At 63.7% G+C, this 17,819-nt stretch carries 14 protein-coding genes; 5 read left to right on the forward strand and 9 right to left on the reverse strand.

The annotated features are described in order from the left end of the window. Nucleotides 1-27: 27 nt before the first annotated feature. Nucleotides 28-1,620, reverse strand: a complete 1,593-nt coding sequence (locus tag FJ979_RS08130) for an ABC transporter substrate-binding protein (protein ID WP_140497006.1) — start codon at nt 1,618-1,620, stop codon at nt 28-30. A 448-nt stretch (nt 1,621-2,068) separates the two neighbouring features. On the opposite strand from FJ979_RS08130, the gene FJ979_RS08135 reads away from it, so the two are divergent. Both FJ979_RS08135 and FJ979_RS08140 read left to right on the forward strand, forming a co-directional pair. After that, complete coding sequence (locus FJ979_RS08135) at nt 2,069-4,162, forward strand: long-chain fatty acid--CoA ligase (RefSeq protein WP_140580482.1); 2,094 nt, start codon at nt 2,069-2,071, stop codon at nt 4,160-4,162. Between the two features lie 8 nt (nt 4,163-4,170). After that, nucleotides 4,171-4,917: a methyltransferase gene (locus FJ979_RS08140; protein WP_181175315.1), complete on the forward strand. Its 747-nt coding sequence runs from the start codon at nt 4,171-4,173 to the stop codon at nt 4,915-4,917. Here the strand turns inward: FJ979_RS08140 and FJ979_RS08145 are convergent. Continuing rightward, nucleotides 4,891-5,613, reverse strand: a complete 723-nt coding sequence (locus FJ979_RS08145; protein ID WP_140497010.1) for an HAD family hydrolase — start codon at nt 5,611-5,613, stop codon at nt 4,891-4,893. The genes FJ979_RS08140 and FJ979_RS08145 overlap by 27 nt on opposite strands. Before the next feature lie 5 nt (nt 5,614-5,618). Further along, nucleotides 5,619-7,262 carry a glucose-6-phosphate isomerase gene (pgi, locus tag FJ979_RS08150; RefSeq protein ID WP_140580483.1) on the reverse strand — a complete coding sequence of 548 codons (1,644 nt, stop codon included), beginning with the start codon at nt 7,260-7,262 and terminating at the stop codon, nt 5,619-5,621. 260 nt (nt 7,263-7,522) lie between these two features. On the opposite strand from pgi, the gene FJ979_RS08155 reads away from it, so the two are divergent. After that, a complete protein-coding gene (locus FJ979_RS08155; RefSeq protein WP_140497014.1) occupies nt 7,523-9,016 on the forward strand; it encodes a PLP-dependent aminotransferase family protein in 1,494 nt (497 codons plus the stop codon). Nucleotides 9,017-9,209: 193 nt separating this feature from the next. After that, nucleotides 9,210-10,796, forward strand: a complete 1,587-nt coding sequence (locus tag FJ979_RS08160) for a trimethylamine methyltransferase family protein (protein ID WP_140497016.1) — start codon at nt 9,210-9,212, stop codon at nt 10,794-10,796. Between the two features lie 24 nt (nt 10,797-10,820). Here the strand turns inward: FJ979_RS08160 and FJ979_RS08165 are convergent, their stop codons facing one another. The 5 genes from FJ979_RS08165 to FJ979_RS08185 all read right to left on the reverse strand — a co-directional run bounded on the left by FJ979_RS08165 (nt 10,821) and on the right by FJ979_RS08185 (nt 15,985). Next, nucleotides 10,821-11,219 carry a hypothetical protein gene (locus FJ979_RS08165; RefSeq protein ID WP_140497299.1) on the reverse strand — a complete coding sequence of 133 codons (399 nt, stop codon included), beginning with the start codon at nt 11,217-11,219 and terminating at the stop codon, nt 10,821-10,823. 107 nt (nt 11,220-11,326) lie between these two features. After that, nucleotides 11,327-11,710, reverse strand: coding sequence for a VOC family protein (locus tag FJ979_RS08170; RefSeq protein WP_140580485.1), 384 nt, complete (start codon nt 11,708-11,710; stop codon nt 11,327-11,329). A gap of 19 nt (nt 11,711-11,729) precedes the next feature. Then, nucleotides 11,730-13,121: a chromate efflux transporter gene (gene chrA / locus FJ979_RS08175; RefSeq protein WP_140497020.1), complete on the reverse strand. Its 1,392-nt coding sequence runs from the start codon at nt 13,119-13,121 to the stop codon at nt 11,730-11,732. Further along, nucleotides 13,118-13,936: a sulfurtransferase/chromate resistance protein gene (locus FJ979_RS08180; protein ID WP_140497022.1), complete on the reverse strand. Its 819-nt coding sequence runs from the start codon at nt 13,934-13,936 to the stop codon at nt 13,118-13,120. Before FJ979_RS08180 ends, chrA begins: the two co-directional genes overlap by 4 nt. A 243-nt stretch (nt 13,937-14,179) precedes the next feature. Next, nucleotides 14,180-15,985, reverse strand: coding sequence for an IlvD/Edd family dehydratase (locus FJ979_RS08185; RefSeq protein WP_140580487.1), 1,806 nt, complete (start codon nt 15,983-15,985; stop codon nt 14,180-14,182). A 151-nt stretch (nt 15,986-16,136) separates the two neighbouring features. Here FJ979_RS08185 and FJ979_RS08190 point away from each other — a divergent pair, with 151 nt between their 5' ends. Next, nucleotides 16,137-16,589, forward strand: a complete 453-nt coding sequence (locus tag FJ979_RS08190) for a carbon monoxide dehydrogenase subunit G (RefSeq protein WP_140580489.1) — start codon at nt 16,137-16,139, stop codon at nt 16,587-16,589. A gap of 35 nt (nt 16,590-16,624) precedes the next feature. On the opposite strand, the gene FJ979_RS08195 is transcribed toward FJ979_RS08190, so the two are convergent. Continuing rightward, nucleotides 16,625-17,794, reverse strand: a complete 1,170-nt coding sequence (locus FJ979_RS08195) for an Mrp/NBP35 family ATP-binding protein (protein WP_140580491.1) — start codon at nt 17,792-17,794, stop codon at nt 16,625-16,627. Nucleotides 17,795-17,819 lie beyond the last annotated feature (25 nt).

Genomic DNA, 17,819 nt, shown 5'->3' on the forward strand with positions numbered 1-17,819 from the left:
CTGTGGCGCCGCCCCGTTTCGCGAACCTTATTCGGCGATATCGACGCCGTCGAAGCGATGGATGCCGAGCGGATCCATCGCAAAGCCGGAGACGGTCTTCTGCATCGGCATGAACACCTTGGAGTGTGCGAGCGTCGCCCACGGTGCCTGTTCCTTGAAGATGACCTGCGCCTGTTCGTAGAGCTTGGTGCGCTCGGCCTGGTCGGAAACCGTCTTGGCCTTGTTGATGAGCGCATCGAAGTCCTTGTTGCACCATTCCGCGCGGTTGTTCGAACCGACGGAAGCGCAGCTCAAGAGCACACCGAGGAAGTTGTCCGGATCGCCATTGTCACCGGTCCAGCCGACGATGACGGCGCCGTCGTGATCGACCGCCGAAGCGCGCTTGAGGTATTCACCCCAATCGTAGCTGACGATGTTGACTGTGACGCCGACCTTGGCGAAGTCGGCCTGGATCAGCTCGGCGGTGCGGCGCGCGTTCGGCATGTAGGGGCGCGACACAGGCATGGCCCAGACATTCATCTTGAGGTCCTTGACGCCGGCCTCTTCGAGCATCTTCTTGGCCGCATCCGGATCGTACGGATCGTCCTTCACGTCCTTGTTGTAGGACCACATGGTCGGCGGGATCGGGTTGACGGCCACCTGGCCGGCGCCCTGGAAGACCGCGTCGATGATAGCCTTCTTGTTGATGGCCATGTTGAGCGCCTTGCGCACGCGCACGTCGTCGAACGGCTTCTGCTGGGTGTTGTACATCAGCGCACCGACATTGAGGCCTTCCTGCTCGTCGACCTTCAGGTTCGGATCGGCCTGCAGGCCGGCGATGTCGGCCGGCGCCGGGTAGGACATGATGTTGCATTCGCCGGCCTTCAGCTTCTGCGCACGGACCGCCGGATCGGTGGTGATGGCGAAGACAAGGTCGTCGATCTTCTGCTTGCCGCCCCAATAGTCGGGGTTGGCCTTGTAGCGGATGGCAGCGTCGGTCTGGTAATCGACGAAGATGAACGGGCCGGTGCCGATCGGCTTCTGGTTGAACAGTTCAGGCGTCTTGTCCGCCTGCAGCTTGTCGGCATATTCCTTGGAAACGATTGAGGCGAAGTCCATGCCCAGCGTCGGGATCAAAGTGATCGCCGGCTCCTTGAGGGTGAACTTCACCGTCAGGTCGTCGACCTTCTCGACCTTGGTGATGTTGTCGCCGAACTGGTCATTGTAATACTGGTAGGCAATGCCCGGTATGTACTGGAACCAGGGGCCGTTCTTGTCGACCTGACGCTGGAACGAGAACACCACGTCGTCGGCGTTGAAGTCGCGCGTCGGGGTGAAATAGTCGGTAGCGGCGAACTTCACGCCCTTGCGAAGCTTGAACGTGTATTCCTTGCCATCGTCGGAAATGGACCAGCTTTCGGCCAGGCCCGGCGAGACCGTCGTCTTGCCATGGTCGAATTCGACGAGGCGGTTGAAGACCGTACGCGAAGACGCATCGAACGTCTGTCCCGCGGTGTAGGGCGCCGGGTCAAAGCCTTCCGGCGAAGCTTCGGCGCAGTAGACCAAGGTTTTTGCGTTGGCCACGCCGCCCAGGACGCTTGCAGCCAGCAACGCGGCTGCAAAAGTCAGTTTCTTCCTCATTGAGCACTCCCTGATGTTTTTCCAAGCCCCTCTATCAGGCTCGCGAAGCGCGCATATAAGCACCGTTTCTCCGGCTTTGGAACACCCAGTTTGCCTACCCCATGGTAAGCGGGAAAAAAATCCTCCTCTCCGCAAAAAAATGGAAAAATTCAGTATTTTTTTCTATTCACGACATTATTAACGACCGCATTTTTTTATTGATCACCAATCTTACGAGATCAACGTCGCGCCCGCTTTCATATGACCGGGGATGCCGGACGATGCAGGGCCGCTGCGCCCGTGGCGGGAAAGATTTTCGGCGGCAAATCTTTCGACGGCTTGCCGCTGGGGCAAGGCTTGCACGCCCGCCGATAGAGGCCATACATAGACAAGGCACCGTCGGCAGCGGGGGACGCCTCTCTTAGCAGGAGGCGAGCGCGGCAGGGGCGAACAAAACAGGGAGGGACGGTTGGCAAAAGCATCGAACAGGACGGCTCCGCCGAAGACGGCCAAGGCGACCCTGAAGCCGGCCGCGGGCGCCGACAAGCAGCCAACGCCCTCCGCCAAGAACGCAAAGAGCACAAAGGCAAAGGCCGCAGGGAAACCTTCCGCCGGCAAGGCGGACGCTGTTGTCAAACCGGCCGCGAAGCCGGCGGCCAAAGCCGTCCCCGCAAAGACGTCGGCGAAGGCCGGAACTGCTAAAACCGGGACGACAAAGACCAGTTCGACCAAGGCCGGGACGACGAAGACTGGCGCGAGCAAGACCGGGGCGACCCGGACTAGCAAGACTGGGGCCGCACAAGCCGCATCCGTGGCCAAGCCGGCACCGGCGGCCTCGAGACCGGCGGCCGCCAAGCGATTGCCGAAAGCGCTCACCGCCCTTGCCGCAGGCTTGCCGGAAAAGCCCTGGCTGGAAAGCTACCCGAAGAACATGCCGGCCGAGATCGGCGCCCTGCCCTACAGCTCCATCGGCGATTTCCTCGTTGCCGCCTGCAAGCAATTTGCCGGCCAGCCGGCCTTCACCTGCATGGGCAAGTCGATCACCTATGCGGAACTCGAACGGCTTTCGGCGGCGTTCGGCGCCTACCTGCAATCGACCGGGTTGCCCAAAGGCGCACGCGTCGCCCTGATGATGCCGAACGTGCTGCAATATCCGGTGGCGATGATGGCGGTGGCGCGCGCCGGCTACACGGTGGTCAACGTCAACCCTCTCTACACGCCGCGCGAGCTGGAACACCAGCTCAAGGATTCCGGGGCACAAGCGATCATCATCCTGGAGAACTTCGCCAGCACCTTGCAAGCGGTGATCGCCAGGACGTCGGTCAAGCACGTCGTCGTCGCGGCCATGGGCGACATGCTCGGCGGGCTCAAGGGAAGCATCGTCAATCTGGTGGTGCGCCGCGTCAAGAAGATGGTGCCGGCCTGGTCATTGCCCGGCCATGTCAAGTTCAACGCGGCGCTGAAGGTGGGCAGCGGCATGGGTTTCAAGCCGGCCAAGGTGGCGGCCGACGATATCGCGTTCCTGCAATATACCGGCGGCACCACGGGAATCTCGAAGGGTGCTATCCTGCTGCACAGCAACGTGCTGGCCAATGTCGCGCAGAATTCGCTGTGGCTGCAGGACGCTTACACGGTCAAGCCAAAACCCGCCCATCTCAACCTCATCTGCGCACTGCCGCTCTATCATATCTTCGCGCTGACCGTGAATGCGCTGATGGGCATGCAAATGGGTGGACAGAACATACTGATCCCCAACCCGCGCGACATCCCCGGCTTCGTCAAGGAAATGGGCAAGTATCCGATCCATATCTTTCCAGGCCTCAACACGCTGTTCAACGCGCTGCTCAACAATGAGGATTTCCGCAAGCTCGACTTCAAGCCGCTGCTCCTGACGCTGGGCGGCGGCATGGCGGTGCAGAAGGGCGTCGCCGAGCGCTGGAAGGCGCTGACGGGCTGCCCGGTCAGTGAAGGCTACGGCCTGTCGGAGACGTCGCCCGTGGCAACGGCCAACAAGTTCAGCTCCGGCGAATTCACCGGCACGATCGGCCTGCCGCTGCCGTCTACCGAGATCGCCATCCGCGACGAGGAGGACAACAATTTGCCGCTCGGCGAGGTCGGCGAAATCTGCATCAAGGGGCCGCAGGTGATGGCGGGCTACTGGAACCGGCCTGACGAGACCGCCAAGGTGATGACCAAGGACGGCTTCTTCAAGTCGGGCGACATGGGCTTCATGGACGAGCGCGGCTACACCAAGATCGTCGACCGCAAGAAGGACATGATCCTCGTTTCCGGCTTCAACGTCTATCCGACCGAGCTCGAGGAAGTCGTGGCGCTGCATCCCGGCGTGCTCGAAGTGGCGGCAATCGGCGTGCCGGACGAGCATTCGGGCGAAGTGCCGAAACTGTTCATCGTCAAGAAAGACCAGGCGCTGACCGCCGAGGCCATCACCGCCTATTGCCGTGAGAACCTGACCGGCTACAAGCGGCCCAGATACATCGAATTCAGGACAGAACTGCCGAAGACGCCGGTCGGAAAGATCCTGCGTCGCGCATTGCGCGAATAGGAGCCGGCTTGGACCACGATCTTGCCGGCGACGATGCGCCGGACCGGCGCCAGCGCCTCGACCCGGCCGAGTTCATCAAGGCCAACATGCGCCTTGTCCCTGCGCCTGCGCTTCCAGAAATCCGGTTTTACACGGCGCACCCCAGCAGCGGATTGAGACGGCTCGTCGAGCCCGAAGGCGATGCGGAAGATGCACCGGAGCCACAACCGCCCTACTGGGCCTACGCATGGGCCGGCGGCACCGTGCTCGCGCGCTATGTCCTCGACCATCCGATGACCGTGGCGGGACGCCGCGTGCTCGACCTTGGTGCCGGTTCCGGCATTGTCGGCATCGCTGCCGCGAAGGCCGGGGCCCGCGAAGTGATCGCCGCCGAGATCGACCGAAACGGCGTCGCCGCGCTCGGTCTCAATGCAAAAGACAACGGCGTCACGATCTCGGTGATCTGCAAAGACATTACCACCGGTCCGCCACCGGCGGTCGACCTTGTGCTGGCCGGCGACGTGTTCTACGGACCCGATGTCGCCGAACGCATGATCCCCTTCCTCGACCGCTGCCTTGCCGATGGCGTCGAGGTCCTGATCGGCGACCCGCGCCGCGCCGATCTACCATTGTCGCGGCTCAGGCTGCTCGCCGAATATCAGGTGCCGGATTTCGGCGACGCGAAGGGCGCCGCAAGCAGGCCGAGCGGCGTCTTTTCCTTCGAAGCCGAGACGCCGCTAGCGACGAGATCAGATCGTCTCCTTGACCCGCGCTGAAAGGAAATCCGGCAGGTCGACAACCGAATCCAGGATCACGTCGGCAATTCCGGCCAGAGATTCACGCGTGCCGGTGCCCGAGAGCACGCCGACCGCCAGGCCGCAGCCGCCGGCACGCGCCATTTCGAGATCGTGGCGGTTATCGCCGATCATGGCGACCTGCGTCGGCTTCAGGCCGGTGAGATCGCAGAAGGCCTGGATCGTATCCGGCGCCGGCTTGGGATTGGCCACCGCGTCATAGCCGTAGGCGGCGTCGAACAGCTGCGCGACGCCGAGCGTCACCAGCGTTTTTTCCGCGCCGCTGGTCGAATCGTTGGTGGCGACGCCGAGCCGATAGGACCTTGCGTGCAAGGTGCCGAGCGTTTCGACGATGCCCGGCAGAGCCACCGCCATCGCCGAGCCCTGCACCGAGGTGATCTGGTTGAAGCGGGCGACGGCCAGCATCTGGTCTTCGTCGGACAGGCGCGGAAACCACAATTCGACGACGTCGAGATTGGTGCCGGAGGCAAAGATGGAGTCGGGCTTGAAGCGCCTGTTGGCGAAATCGAAGCCCGCGGCCGCAAGCAGCCTGTCGGCCTTCCAGCGGTCGCCTTCGGAGGCGTCCATGGCCATGAAGTCGGCAACCCCGAGCCAGGTCGCATTGAAGTCGACAAGCGTTCCATCCTTGTCGAACAATATTCCCTTGATGTCTGCCAACTCAGTCACTCCGAACCACGCAATTGGTGGATGTGTTCCACCAGGCCGGCGGTCGAGGCATCCCGCTTTGCGGCACTTTCCTTGCCTTCCACGACTGGCAGAAGGCCGGTGGCCAGTTCCTTGCCGAGCTCGACGCCCCATTGGTCGAAGGAGTTGATGTCGAACAGCGTTCCCTCGACGAAGACGCGGTGTTCGTAGAGAGCGATCAGGCGGCCGAGCGTGCGCGGGTCGAGCTTGCGATAAAGAATGGTCACCGAGGGCCGGTTGCCGGAGAAGACGCGGTGCGGGGCAATGCGATCGACATCGGCCGGCTTCATGCCCTTGGCCAGCATCTGCGCGCGCGCTTCCTCCAACGTGCGGCCCCTCATGAAGGCTTCCGACTGCGCCAGGCAGTTGGCGAGCAGCAGGTCGTGGTGGTGCTTCAGCTCAGGTTCGTGGCCGTTCGCCGCGGCGAGGAATTCGACCGGAATGAAATCGGTTCCCTGGTGCAGGAGCTGGAAGAAGGCGTGCTGGCCGTTGGTGCCGGGCTCGCCCCAGACCAGCGGCCCGGTCGGCGTCGCCACGGGGCCGCCGTCCAGGGTGACGCTCTTGCCGTTCGATTCCATGTCGAGCTGCTGGAGATAGGCCGGCAGCCTGGACAGGCGCTGGTCATAGGGGATGACCGCGCGGGCCGGGTATTTGCAAACGACGCGATGCCACCAGCCGACAAGGCCAAGCAGCACCGGCAGGTTTTTGGCCAGCGGCGCGGTGCGGAAGTGTTCGTCCATTTCGTGCGCGCCATCGAGGAAGGCGCGGAAATCGCGTGGACCAATGGCGATCATCACGGGAAGGCCGATGGCGCCCCACACAGAATAGCGGCCGCCGACCCAATCCCAGAAGCCGAAGACGCGGTCCGGCTCGATGCCGAACTTCGCCACCAGGTCGAGTGCCGTCGAGACAGCGGCGAAGTGCTTGCCGATCGCTTCCTTGCCGAGCGCCTTCTGGACCCAGTCGCGCGCCGTCTGCGCATTGGTCATCGTTTCGACCGTGGTGAAGGTCTTGGAGGCGACGATAAAAAGCGTGCTCTCGGCGGAAAGGCGCTTCAGCGTGTCGTGGATATGGGCGCCGTCGATGTTGGAGACATAGTGCGCGCGCGGACCGTCATGATAGGGCGCCAGCGCCAACGTCGCCATGGCCGGGCCGAGATCGGAGCCGCCGATGCCGATATTGACGATGTCGGTGATCTTCTTGCCGGTGGCGCCTGTCGCCTTGCCGGAACGCACCGCGTCGGCGAAGGCGCCCATCGCGTCCAATACGGCGATGACCTCCGCCTTCACATCCTGCCCGTCGAGCACGATGCCCTTGCCGGTCAGGTTGCGCAGGGCGGTGTGCAGAACAGCGCGGCCCTCTGTAACGTTGATCTTCTTGCCGGCGAACATGGCGGCGCGGCGGCCTTCGAGATCGGCGGCGTCAGCCAGATTCTCCAGCAGGTCCATCGTGCGCGCATCGACGGCGCATTTCGACCAGTCGAGCAACAGGTCGCCGTAGCTGGCGGAGAACGTCTTGAACCGCTGCGGATCGGCGGCGAAGGCCTGGCGCATATCGCCGGCTGCCGCGGCGCGATGGTCGCGCAAGGCGGCAAGCTGTTTTTGGAAGGCTGACTGATCCACCGGCGGGCTCCTGGGACTGTTAAATTATCTTAGCAGACCGGATGTTTCCGGCGCGTGTCGTCGCGCCAAACTATTGAGCCGAATTCCGTCCGGTCAATACGCGGCGATGACGCACTGCGTTACACGGGATGCGAAGGCCGAAAGATCACTGGCATAAATCCCAAAGATCAGAAAAATTGATTGGCGCAACCCCTTGTGCCACCGTTACATTCGACTGGTCCAGCCAAACGAAAAAAGCTGGCCATCGAGGAACATTTCCCATGCCACAGCGCAACGACACGGCCATATGGTCCGGCCTGTTCCGGATTTCGGCCGAATCCGGCCAGACTTTGCAGGCACAGATCCGCCAGGCGATCGTGGCCGCTATTCTCGACCGCCAGATCGCCGCTTCGATGCCGCTTCCGTCATGCCGGATATTGGCCGAAAAACTCGGCGTGGCGCGCGGAACCGTGGTGCTGGCCTTCCAGCAACTGGTCGACCAGGGCTTCCTGGTGGCGCGCGAGCGGCGCGGCCATTTCGTCAATCCCGACGTTTTGGCGACGCCGGCCAAGCCGCACCAGAAGGCGCCCGACCAGGCCAACGAGATCGACTGGAAGGCACGCCGGCAGATCGCGGCCAGCGACATGCCGCCGCCGGCCAAGCACGAGAACTGGATCAAGTCGTCCTACCCCTTCGTCTATGGCCAGTTCGATCCGGCGCTGTTCCCGACCGCCGAGTGGCGCGAGTGCAACCGCATGGCGCTTGCCGTGCTGGAGATCCGCAACTGGGCCTCCGACATGGTCGATCGCGACGATCCGCTGCTGATCGAGCAGATCCAGGCGCGGCTGCTGCCCAGGCGCGGCATCTTCGCCAACCCCGACGAGATCATCGTCACGCTGGGCGCCCAGAACGCGCTCTACATGCTGGCGACGCTTTTGATGACCAAGGGCTCGAAGGTGGCGATGGAGGATCCGGGCTACCCCGACGCACGCTCGATCTTCCGGCTCGCCGGCGCCGACATCCAGCCGGTGCCGGTCGACCAGTCCGGCATCGTAACCTCTTCGATTCCCAACGATTCCGGCTTTGTCTTCGTCACGCCCAGCCATCATTGCCCGACCATGGTGCCGCTGTCGGCGGAACGCCGGCAGGACCTTCTGGCGCGCGCCAACCGCTACAACCAGATCATCATCGAGGACGGCTATGACAGCCAGCTTCTCGACGAGGCGCCGCAGCAAGCCTTGAAGAGCCTCGACCGCTCCGGCCGCGTGATCTATGTCGGCTCGATGTCGAAGACGCTGGCTCCGGGCCTGCGGCTTGGCTACATCGTGGCCTCGGCTGGACTAATCGCCGAACTCAGGGCGCTGCGCCGCTTCATGCTGCGCCATCCGCCGGCCAACAACCAGCGCGCGGTCGCGCTGTTCCTGTCGCTCGGCCACCACGAAGCGCTGGTGCGGCGGCTGTCGAGCGCCTTCGACGAGCGGCGCAAGCGCCTGGTCCATGCGATTTCCGCTTTCCTGCCCGAGTGGCGTTCGACCGACTCGGCCGGCGGCACGTCGCTGTGGCTGGAGGGACCGCGCGGCACCGATTCCCGCGGACTGGCCGAGGCCGCCGCCTCGCGCAGCGTCATCATCGAGCCGGGCGACCGCTTCTTCGACCGCACCGAAAAGCCTTCGCGTTTCATGCGCTTGGGCATCTCCTCGATCGCGCTGCAGCATATCGAGCCCGGTATCCGCGAACTTGCAACCGCCGCGGGCCGCAGGCCGGCCGCCGCCTGATCACCTGGGCCTGACCACCTCCCGGGAGCCGCGCAACAGCGGCTCCTGCTTCTTTAGCACTGGCATATGCAACCGGACCGGCTGGCTCATAGGCTGTGCCAATGCCGGCGGCATAGTCGAGGCCTAAAGGGGACGAAGCAGCCGATGGTGGACCAACCGCCGCCCTGCTTCCGAGAAAAGGTGGAGTGCTTCCATGTCAGTGGCTGTCGAAAAGCAGGAAGCGGCCGACCAGCGTTCGCGCCGCTCCGGCGGACGCGAAGCGCGTCGCGCCATGCGGGCGGCGCCGCTCGCCGACGACATCAGGCCGGTTCGCGCCGGCCTTGAGGGGGGGAGCTATGGCCCCCTGCGCGGCACTGATTGCGAGCGCATCCACGAAGCGGTGCTGACCCTGCTGGAGACGGTCGGCTTCGCCAACGCAATCCCGTCCTGCATCGAGGCGCTGACCAAGGCCGGCGCCAGCCATGGCGACGACGGCCGTATCCGTTTCCCGCGCGCACTGGTGCTCGACACGATCAAGCGGGCGGCGCGGCATTTCACGCTGCACGGCCAGGACCCGAAGCACGACATGGTGATCCAGGGCAAGCGCGTGCATTACGGCACGGCGGGTGCTGCCGTGCATCTTGTCGACGTCGAGAAGCGCGAGTATCGCGAATCCTTGCTGCAGGACATCTATGATGCCGCGCGCATCGTCGACGGGCTCGATAACATCCATTTCTTCCAGCGGCCCATGGTGCCGCGCGATATTCCCGATCCGCTCGAAATGGACTTCAACACGCTCTATGCCTGCGTGATGGGCACGTCCAAGCATGTCGGCACGTCCTTCACGGTGCGGGAGAACGTGCAACCGGCGCTCGAAATGCTCTACGCGATCGCCGGCGGCGAGGAGAATTTCCGGGCCCGGCCGTTCGTGTCGAACTCCAACTGTTTCGTCGTGCCGCCGATGAAATTCGCCGAGGACGCCTGCGGCGTGCTCGAGGCCTGCGTCGAAGGCGGCATCCCGATCCTGCTGCTTTCGGCCGGACAGGCCGGGGCCACCGCTCCGGCGGCGATCGCGGGTGCGGTGGTGCAAGCCGTGGCCGAAGTGCTGGCCGGCCTTGTCTATGTCAACACCATCAAGCCGGGCCATCCGGCGATCTTCGGTACCTGGCCGTTCGTGTCGGATCTGCGCACCGGCGCCATGTCCGGCGGCTCGGCCGAACAGGCGGTGCTGACCGCGGCCTGCGCGCAGATGGCGCAGTTCTACGACCTGCCAGGCGGTTCGGCCGCAGGCATGACGGATTCGAAACTGCCCGACATCCAGTCCGGCTATGAAAAAGGCATTACCAATGTGATGGCCGGCCTTTCCGGCCTCAACCTGGTCTACGAATCGGCCGGCATGCATGCGTCCCTGCTCGGCTTCTGCCTGGAAAGCCTGATCATCGACAACGACATGCTGGGCCATTGCCTGCGCTGCGTGCGCGGCATCGAGGTGACGGACGACGCGCTGTCGATCGACACCATTGCTGATGTCTGCCTGAAAGGCCCGGGCCACTATCTCGGCAACGAGCAGACGCTGAAGCTGATGCAGACCGAATATTTCTACCCCGCCGTCGGCGACCGGTTTTCGCCGAAGGAATGGAACGAGAAGGGCCGACCCGACATATTGCAGCGGGCGATCGTCGAGAAGAAGCGCATCCTCGCCGAACGCTTCCCGCGCCATGTGCCGAAGCCGCTCGACGACAGGCTGCGCGCCCGCTTCGGCGACATGATCAAGCTGCCGCGCAACGGCATGGGCGGCTGAGAACGCCCCCCCTTTGAAAATAGGTTAATCCGCGCTCAGCCCATAATGTTCGACGACCTCGGTATTGACCAGCTTGGCGTGTAGCGCCATCAGCACGATCTGGGCGTCGAAACTGTCTCCGGCATCGACCGCGGCCTCTATCCGACGCTCCACGTCCTGCCGCGGCTGCGCGCCATGAGAGCGCTCGAATGCCTCAGGCCCAGCAATACAATAGCTGAACAAACACGCCACTTGCGCATAAGCCTGCGGCGGCGGCTCGTCGGGCCAGTGATCCTTCATCAGGTTGACGATGGTGAGCTTTACGCCCTCCGGCACAAGGGCGGGATGCAAGTCGGCTCCGCGCAATGCGGCATCGAGCTGCCTGAGGTCGCTTGAACGGCCGAACATGCCGAGGAAACCGAGGGAAGAGCGTCGTTTGGCCATCATGGTCCAATCTGTTTCCCAGCAAATTGAGTGGCCTGGCAACGGAATGCAAATGCCGTGCAGGTGGTTTCTGCCCATGTCAGCTGGCTATTCGTGACAGCGACGCATTATCTGCGCCCCGGTTCGAACAGTTCCACCAGATTGCCGGATGGGTCCCGCAGCAATATCTGGCTGCCGCCCATGCCCTTGACGATTTCGTTCCTGAAAGCCTGGCCGGCAGTTTTCAGCTTGCGAACCACGCCTTCGAGATCCTCGACCTCGATCTGAATGCGGTTCCAGCCACCGGGTTCGGGCACGCTGCCGTCGGGCATCGGCTGCGACGCCCCACCAGGGCCGCCAGCGGCATTGAGCAGAAGCCGCAGGTTGCCCCTGGAAAGCATGGCGAAGGACGGCGCCGGGTGCATGGCGACCGTGAAGCCGAGATGGTCGCGGTAGAAGGCGATCGCCCTGTCGACGTCATTGACGATATAGCGAACGTTGACCGTTTCCATGGTCTCCTCCGTGCCGAAGCTACCCACTCGCCGCAAGCAATAAGACACCCGCCAGGGCCGATCCGGCAAGCGTCGGCAGCATGCCGATTTTCAGCTTGAGGATGGCGATCATGGTAGCGCAGGACAGCAGCGCGGCACGCCAGTCGATCGAGGACAGCACCGGCATCTCCATTCCGAGCCCCGTCGCGCGCACGTCGCGGAAGATGACGTGCAAGGCGAACCACAGGGCCAGATTCATGATGACGCCGACGACCGCCGCGGTGATCGCGCCCAATGCCGCCGACAATGCCTTGTTGCCGCGCAGCGCCTCGATGTAGGGCGCGCCGAGGAATATCCAGAAGAAGCACGGCGTGAAGGTAACCCACAGCGTAAGCAGCGCTCCAAGCGATCCGGCAAACAACGGATATGGCGATCCGGAATGGCGCAAGCCTGCAAGGAAGCCGACGAACTGCAGGACCAGGATGAGCGGTCCTGGCGTGGTTTCGGCAAGGCCCAGGCCATCGACCATTTCGCCTGGCGCAAGCCAGCCAAGAGAACCGACGGCCGCTTGCGCGACATAGGCCAGAACGGCATAGGCGCCGCCGAAAGTGACGACCGCCATGAGGCTGAAGAAGCCGCCGATCTGCGTCCAGACGCTGTTTGCCGATGTGAACGCCCAGATCAGCACAACCGGTCCAAGCCAGATCGGCAGCCAGATCGCGATGGTGCGCGGCGCGTGCCATCGCGTCGGCCTGGTGTGGGCCAGTTCGCCGCGCTCGAACATCAGATCGACCGCGCCCGTGGCGTCGGGAGCTTCGTCCTTGCCATGCGCGGCGCCAGAAAACAGGGCCGGCGCGATGCCGTTTCCGACCCATCCCACCAGTCCTGCAAACAGGACGAGGAGCGGAAAGGGGACGTTGAGCACGTAGATGCCGACAAAGGCGCAAAGCGCGATCGCCGCCATAACCCGGTTCTTCAAGGCGCGCCGGCCGATGCGGATCACGGCCTCGACCACGATCGCCAGCACCGCCGCCTTCACCCCGAAAAACAGCGAGTCGACCAGCGGCGCATCGCCATAGAGCGCATAGAGGATGCTCAAGGTCAGCATGACGACCGCCCCGGGCACGACGAAGAGGATGCCGGCGACAAGACCGCCGATTGTCTTGTGCAGCAGCCAGCCGATGTAGATGGCGAGTTGCTGGGCCTCGGGGCCAGGCAGCAGCATGCAGTAGTTCAGCGCATGCAGGAAACGCTGCTCGCCGATCCAGCGCTTTTCCTCGACCAATTCCCTGTGCATGAGCGCGATCTGCCCAGCCGGTCCGCCGAAACTGAGCAACCCGATCTTCGCCCAGAGTTTCGTGGCCTCGCGGAAGCTCGGGACCGCAGGCGCCTCGATGAGGTCAGCACTTTCCTCGGAAAGGAGGGAGCTCATGACGCCTTCGCCCCGGCCGGCCAATTGTGCGTTTCGTCGGTGGCATCGCGGCACCAGCGGAAGAACGCGTCGTAAAGCAGCATGCCGGCATCCAATTGTTGCAGGTCATCCCGAAACATGCGCGACAAGCCAAGCGAGGCGGCGAGAAATCCCGCCGCCTGCGGAACCAGGTCGAGGCTGGCCGTGTCGGCTGCGCGCACGATCACGGCGAGGCGGTCGAGCGCTTCGGATTCGAGCCCGAACTCCTCGAGCATCGTGTCGAAGGTGCAGCGCTCGCCGCGATGGCTCCAGAACGCATTGTCGATGTCGAAAGGCACGGCCTGAAAACGATCGGCGACATCGGGCACTTCCGCGGCGTCGACGAACAGGAAGACCGCTTGAGGATCGACGAAACGGCGGATCAGCCAGGGGCAGGCAATGCGATCGACTTTGGGCCGGGCCCGCGTCACCCAGACGGTGCGGCCCTTGTCGTCACGAGGCGGCATCCTGTCGGCACGGACCAGAAGGCCGTGGGCGTCCCGCCAGGCTTCGAAGCCGCCTTCGAGCGATTCGGCGGCAATCCCTTCATGACGCAACCATGCGGCGACGCCTTGCGAGAGCTTTTTTCCCTGCTGGCAGACGACCGCCACGCGGCCACCGGCGAAGTCGGCTGCCCAAGTCTGGACGGTTTTGAAATCGCGCCGGTACGACGCCGGCAGCAAACGTGGATCGGCGTTGTAGTCGTCCTCGGTACGGATATCGAGGATTGCAGGCGCGCCCGGCAAACCGACCATACGGATCAGTTGCGGCACGGTGACAGCGGTTGTTGACGGCATGGCGTCCACCTCCTGAAAGAGAAGCCTGGACGCGAACGTTGGGCTGACGCCTCACGGGGTCGTCGCGATGAACCCCTTGCAGCGATGGTGGATTTGTTGGGCAGGCTTGTCAAGGACGCAATGTCCCCGGCCTGTGGCAGGCCGCGAAACGGAAAGACGACCGGCGGCCGATCAGGCCGCCGATCGTCGATCGCTATCCGTCAATTGTCGCTTCAAACAATCGATGAATGTCCCGGGGAATAATCAGTGATTGTCCCGGGGCACGCCCTTCGTATGAGCGACGTCCTGGTATTTCACCGCCGGTTTCAGCACCATGCCGCCCGAGAACTGGTCGACCATACCGCGCTGGATTTCCTGCCATGGTGTCTGGTGCTCGGGATAATGGTAGCCGCCATTGTTCTGCAGCTCGGCGCGGCGGCGGGTGATCTCGTCATCGGTGACGAGAATGTTGGCCGTGCCCTTTTTCAGGTCGATGCGAACGCGGTCGCCTGTCTTGAGCAACGCAAGCCCCCCGCCGATGGCGGCTTCCGGCGAGGCGTTGAGGATGGAGGGCGAGCCTGACGTGCCGGACTGGCGGCCGTCGCCGATGCAGGCCAGCGCGTGGATGCCCTTCTTGATGAGATAGGCCGGCGGCTGCATGTTGACGACCTCGGCGCCGCCGGGATAGCCGACCGGACCGGCGCCGCGCATGAACAGGATGGTGTGCTCGTCGATCCCTTGCGCCGGGTCGTCGATGCGGGCGTGGTAATCCTCCGGACCGTCGAAGACCATGGCATTGCCCTCGAAGGCCTCGGGGTCCTTCGGGTTGGAGAGATAGCGCTCGCGGAATTCGGGCGAGATGCCGCTGGTCTTCATGATTGCCGAATCGAACAGATTGCCCTTGAGATTGATGAAGCCGGCATTGGCCTTCAGCGGCTCGGCGACAGTGCGGATGACCTCGCGGTTCTCGTTGACGGCATCGCGGCAATTGTCGCCCATTGTCTTGCCGTTGGCGGTCAGAGCATCCGGATGCGGCAGCAGCCCGGCTTTCATGAGCTCCGCCACCACGGCCGGCACGCCGCCCGCGTGATGGTAGTCCTCGCCCAGATATTCGCCCGTCGGCTGGAGATTGACGATGAGCGGCACGTCGAGGCCGATCTTCTGCCAGTCGTCATTGTGGAGCGGCACGCCGAGATGGCGGGCGATGGCGTTGAGATGGATCGGCGCGTTGGTGGAGCCGCCGATCGCCGAATTGACGACGATGGCGTTCTCGAAGGCCTTGCGCGTCATGATGTCGGAGGGCTTCAAATCCTCGTGCACCATATCGACGATGCGTTTTCCCGTCTCGTAGGCGATCTGGCCGCGCTCGCGATAAGGAGCCGGAATCGCGGCCGAGCCCGGCAGCTGCATGCCGAGCGCCTCGGCCAGCGAGTTCATGGTGGTGGCGGTGCCCATGGTGTTGCAGTAGCCGGTGGACGGCGCCGAGGAGGCGACGATGTCCATGAACTCGTCGTAGCCGATCTCGCCGGCCGACAGGCGCTGGCGCGATTCCCAGACGATGGTGCCCGAACCGGTGCGCTTGCCCTTGTGCCAGCCGTTAAGCATCGGACCGACCGACAGCGCTATGGCCGGAATGTTGACGGTCGCCGCCGCCATCAACAGCGCCGGCGTCGTCTTGTCGCAGCCGATGGTGAGCACGACGCCGTCAAGCGGATAGCCATAGAGCACTTCTACCAGGCTGAGATAGGCAAGGTTGCGGTCGAGAGCTGCGGTCGGGCGCTTGCCGGTCTCCTGGATCGGGTGGCAGGGGAATTCGAAAGGAATGCCGCCCATCGAGACGATGCCTTCGCGCACGCGTTTGGCGAGCTCGATGTGGTGGCGATTGCAAGGCGACAGGTCGGAACCGGTCTGGGCAATGCCGATCAGCGGCTTGCCCGACATCAGTTCGGCGCGCGTCAGCCCGTAATTCAGGTAGCGCTCCAGATAAAGTGCCGTCATGCCCGGATTGTCGGGGTTGTCGAACCACTCCTGCGAGCGAAACTTTTTCTTTCCTGTGGGGGCGCCAGCCATCATGGTCTCCGTATTTGTATGACAAATCGATATGACAACGCGCGGATGCAGGCAAGGGGCACGCGTGATCTGAATCCGGACTTTGGTGCGATAGACATCAATCGGGCCGCACGCTACCAACAATCCGACATTGGTCGTCCGGGAGGTTCTGATGGCTTTGGTGATCGAGGGCGAGGAGCGCATCGCCGCACCCCTCCAGAAAGTTTGGGAAGCGCTGAACGATCCGGCGGTGCTGAGAGAAAGCATCCCCGGCTGCCAAAGCCTGGAAATGAAGTCGCCGACCGAGATGGCGGCGACGGTGGTGCTGAAGATCGGCCCGATCAAGGCGACCTTCAACGGCGAGGTGACGTTGAGAAATCTCAATCCCCCGCATGCCTACACGATCCAGGGCGAAGGCAAGGGCGGCATCGCCGGCTTCGCCAAGGGCGGCGCCGACGTGACGCTGACCGAGGATGGACCTGGCACCACCGTTCTGAAATATGCGGCCAAGGCCGAAGTCGGCGGCAAGATTGCCCAGCTCGGCAGCCGGCTGATCGAATCGACCTCGAAGAAACTGGCGGGACAGTTCTTTTCGAGCTTCGGCGAGAAGGTGGGTGCTGCTTAGGCTGGTCTATCCAGCGTTAGCGCCCCTGGACGACATTACTCGAAGACGATGCTCGGCACGGCGTCCGCGGCCGCGCCGCGCTCTTCGTTGACCCTGTCCCAGACCTTCGAAGCGATATCGCGATAGATCTTCGCTTCGGCACTGTCGGGCTTCGATGCCACCACCGGCGCACCTTCATCCGAGCTTTCGCGAATGCCCATCTCCAGCGGCACCTCGCCAAGGAAGGTGACGCCGAGGCGCTCGGCCTCACGGCGTGCGCCGCCATGGCCGAAGATGTCGTAGCGCTTGCCGGTGTCGGGGGCGAGGAAATAGCTCATGTTCTCGACGATGCCGAGCAGCGGCACGTCGACTTTCCTGAACATGTTGAGGCCCTTGCGAGCATCGATCAGGGCCAGATCCTGCGGCGTCGAGACGATGACCGCGCCGGCCAACGGCACCTGCTGGGCCATGGTGAGCTGGGCGTCACCGGTGCCAGGGGGCATATCGACGACGAGCACGTCGAGCGGCCCCCATTCGACTTCGCGCAGCATCTGCGTCAGCGCCGACATCACCATCGGCCCGCGCCAGATCATCGGCGTTTCCTCGTCGACGAGGAAGCCCATCGACATCACCTTGAGACCGTAATTCTGCATCGGTTTCAGGATCTTGCCGTCGACGGTCTGCGGCCGGCCGCGGATGTTGAGCAGCCTTGGCATGGACGGGCCATAGATGTCGGCATCGAGCACGCCCACTTTCAGCCCGTTGGCGGCGAGGCCGAGGGCCAGATTGACGGCTGTGGTCGACTTGCCGACACCGCCCTTGCCGGACGCAACCGCGATGATCGCCTCGATGCCGGGCACGCCGCGCTTGCCCTGGCTGTGCGAGGCAGGCGCATGGGGCGCCGGGCGCGGCGCGGCAACGGGCGAGGCGGGACGTGGCGCCGGGCGCGCCGCGACAGGCGCCTCCATGCCGCCGCCCTTCTTCTCCGCCGTCAAGGCGACGACGGCGCCAGCGACACCTGGAATAGCTTTCACGACACGCTCGGCCGCGGCGCGCAATGGCTCCATCTCCTGCGCCCTGGCGGCCGGAACGGTGATCGAGAAGAACACTTTCGAATCGGCGATGAAAATCTCGGAAACCATGCCGAGGTCGACGATGTTGCCGGTGAAATCGGGGCCATTGACCGTTTTCAGGCGCTCGATGACGGTTTCCTTGGTGACGGACATGGCTGTTGCTTCCCTGGCGTTCGGC

The sequence above is a fragment of the Mesorhizobium sp. B1-1-6 genome (assembly GCF_006443035.1).
Lineage (GTDB): Bacteria > Pseudomonadota > Alphaproteobacteria > Rhizobiales > Rhizobiaceae > Mesorhizobium.

What these genes read in the sequence shown, in the direction of transcription:
- FJ979_RS08130 (WP_140497006.1), bottom strand. Translation starts at nt 1,620, where the DNA reads ATGAGGAAGAAACTGACTTTTGCAGCCGCGTTGCTGGCTGCAAGCGTC.
- FJ979_RS08155 (WP_140497014.1), top strand. Translation starts at nt 7,523, where the DNA reads ATGCCACAGCGCAACGACACGGCCATATGGTCCGGCCTGTTCCGGATT.
- FJ979_RS08160 (WP_140497016.1), top strand. Translation starts at nt 9,210, where the DNA reads ATGTCAGTGGCTGTCGAAAAGCAGGAAGCGGCCGACCAGCGTTCGCGC.
- FJ979_RS08165 (WP_140497299.1), bottom strand. Translation starts at nt 11,219, where the DNA reads ATGGCCAAACGACGCTCTTCCCTCGGTTTCCTCGGCATGTTCGGCCGT.
- FJ979_RS08170 (WP_140580485.1), bottom strand. Translation starts at nt 11,710, where the DNA reads ATGGAAACGGTCAACGTTCGCTATATCGTCAATGACGTCGACAGGGCG.
- chrA (WP_140497020.1), bottom strand. Translation starts at nt 13,121, where the DNA reads ATGAGCTCCCTCCTTTCCGAGGAAAGTGCTGACCTCATCGAGGCGCCT.
- FJ979_RS08180 (WP_140497022.1), bottom strand. Translation starts at nt 13,936, where the DNA reads ATGCCGTCAACAACCGCTGTCACCGTGCCGCAACTGATCCGTATGGTC.
- FJ979_RS08185 (WP_140580487.1), bottom strand. Translation starts at nt 15,985, where the DNA reads ATGGCTGGCGCCCCCACAGGAAAGAAAAAGTTTCGCTCGCAGGAGTGG.
- FJ979_RS08190 (WP_140580489.1), top strand. Translation starts at nt 16,137, where the DNA reads ATGGCTTTGGTGATCGAGGGCGAGGAGCGCATCGCCGCACCCCTCCAG.
- FJ979_RS08195 (WP_140580491.1), bottom strand. Translation starts at nt 17,794, where the DNA reads ATGTCCGTCACCAAGGAAACCGTCATCGAGCGCCTGAAAACGGTCAAT.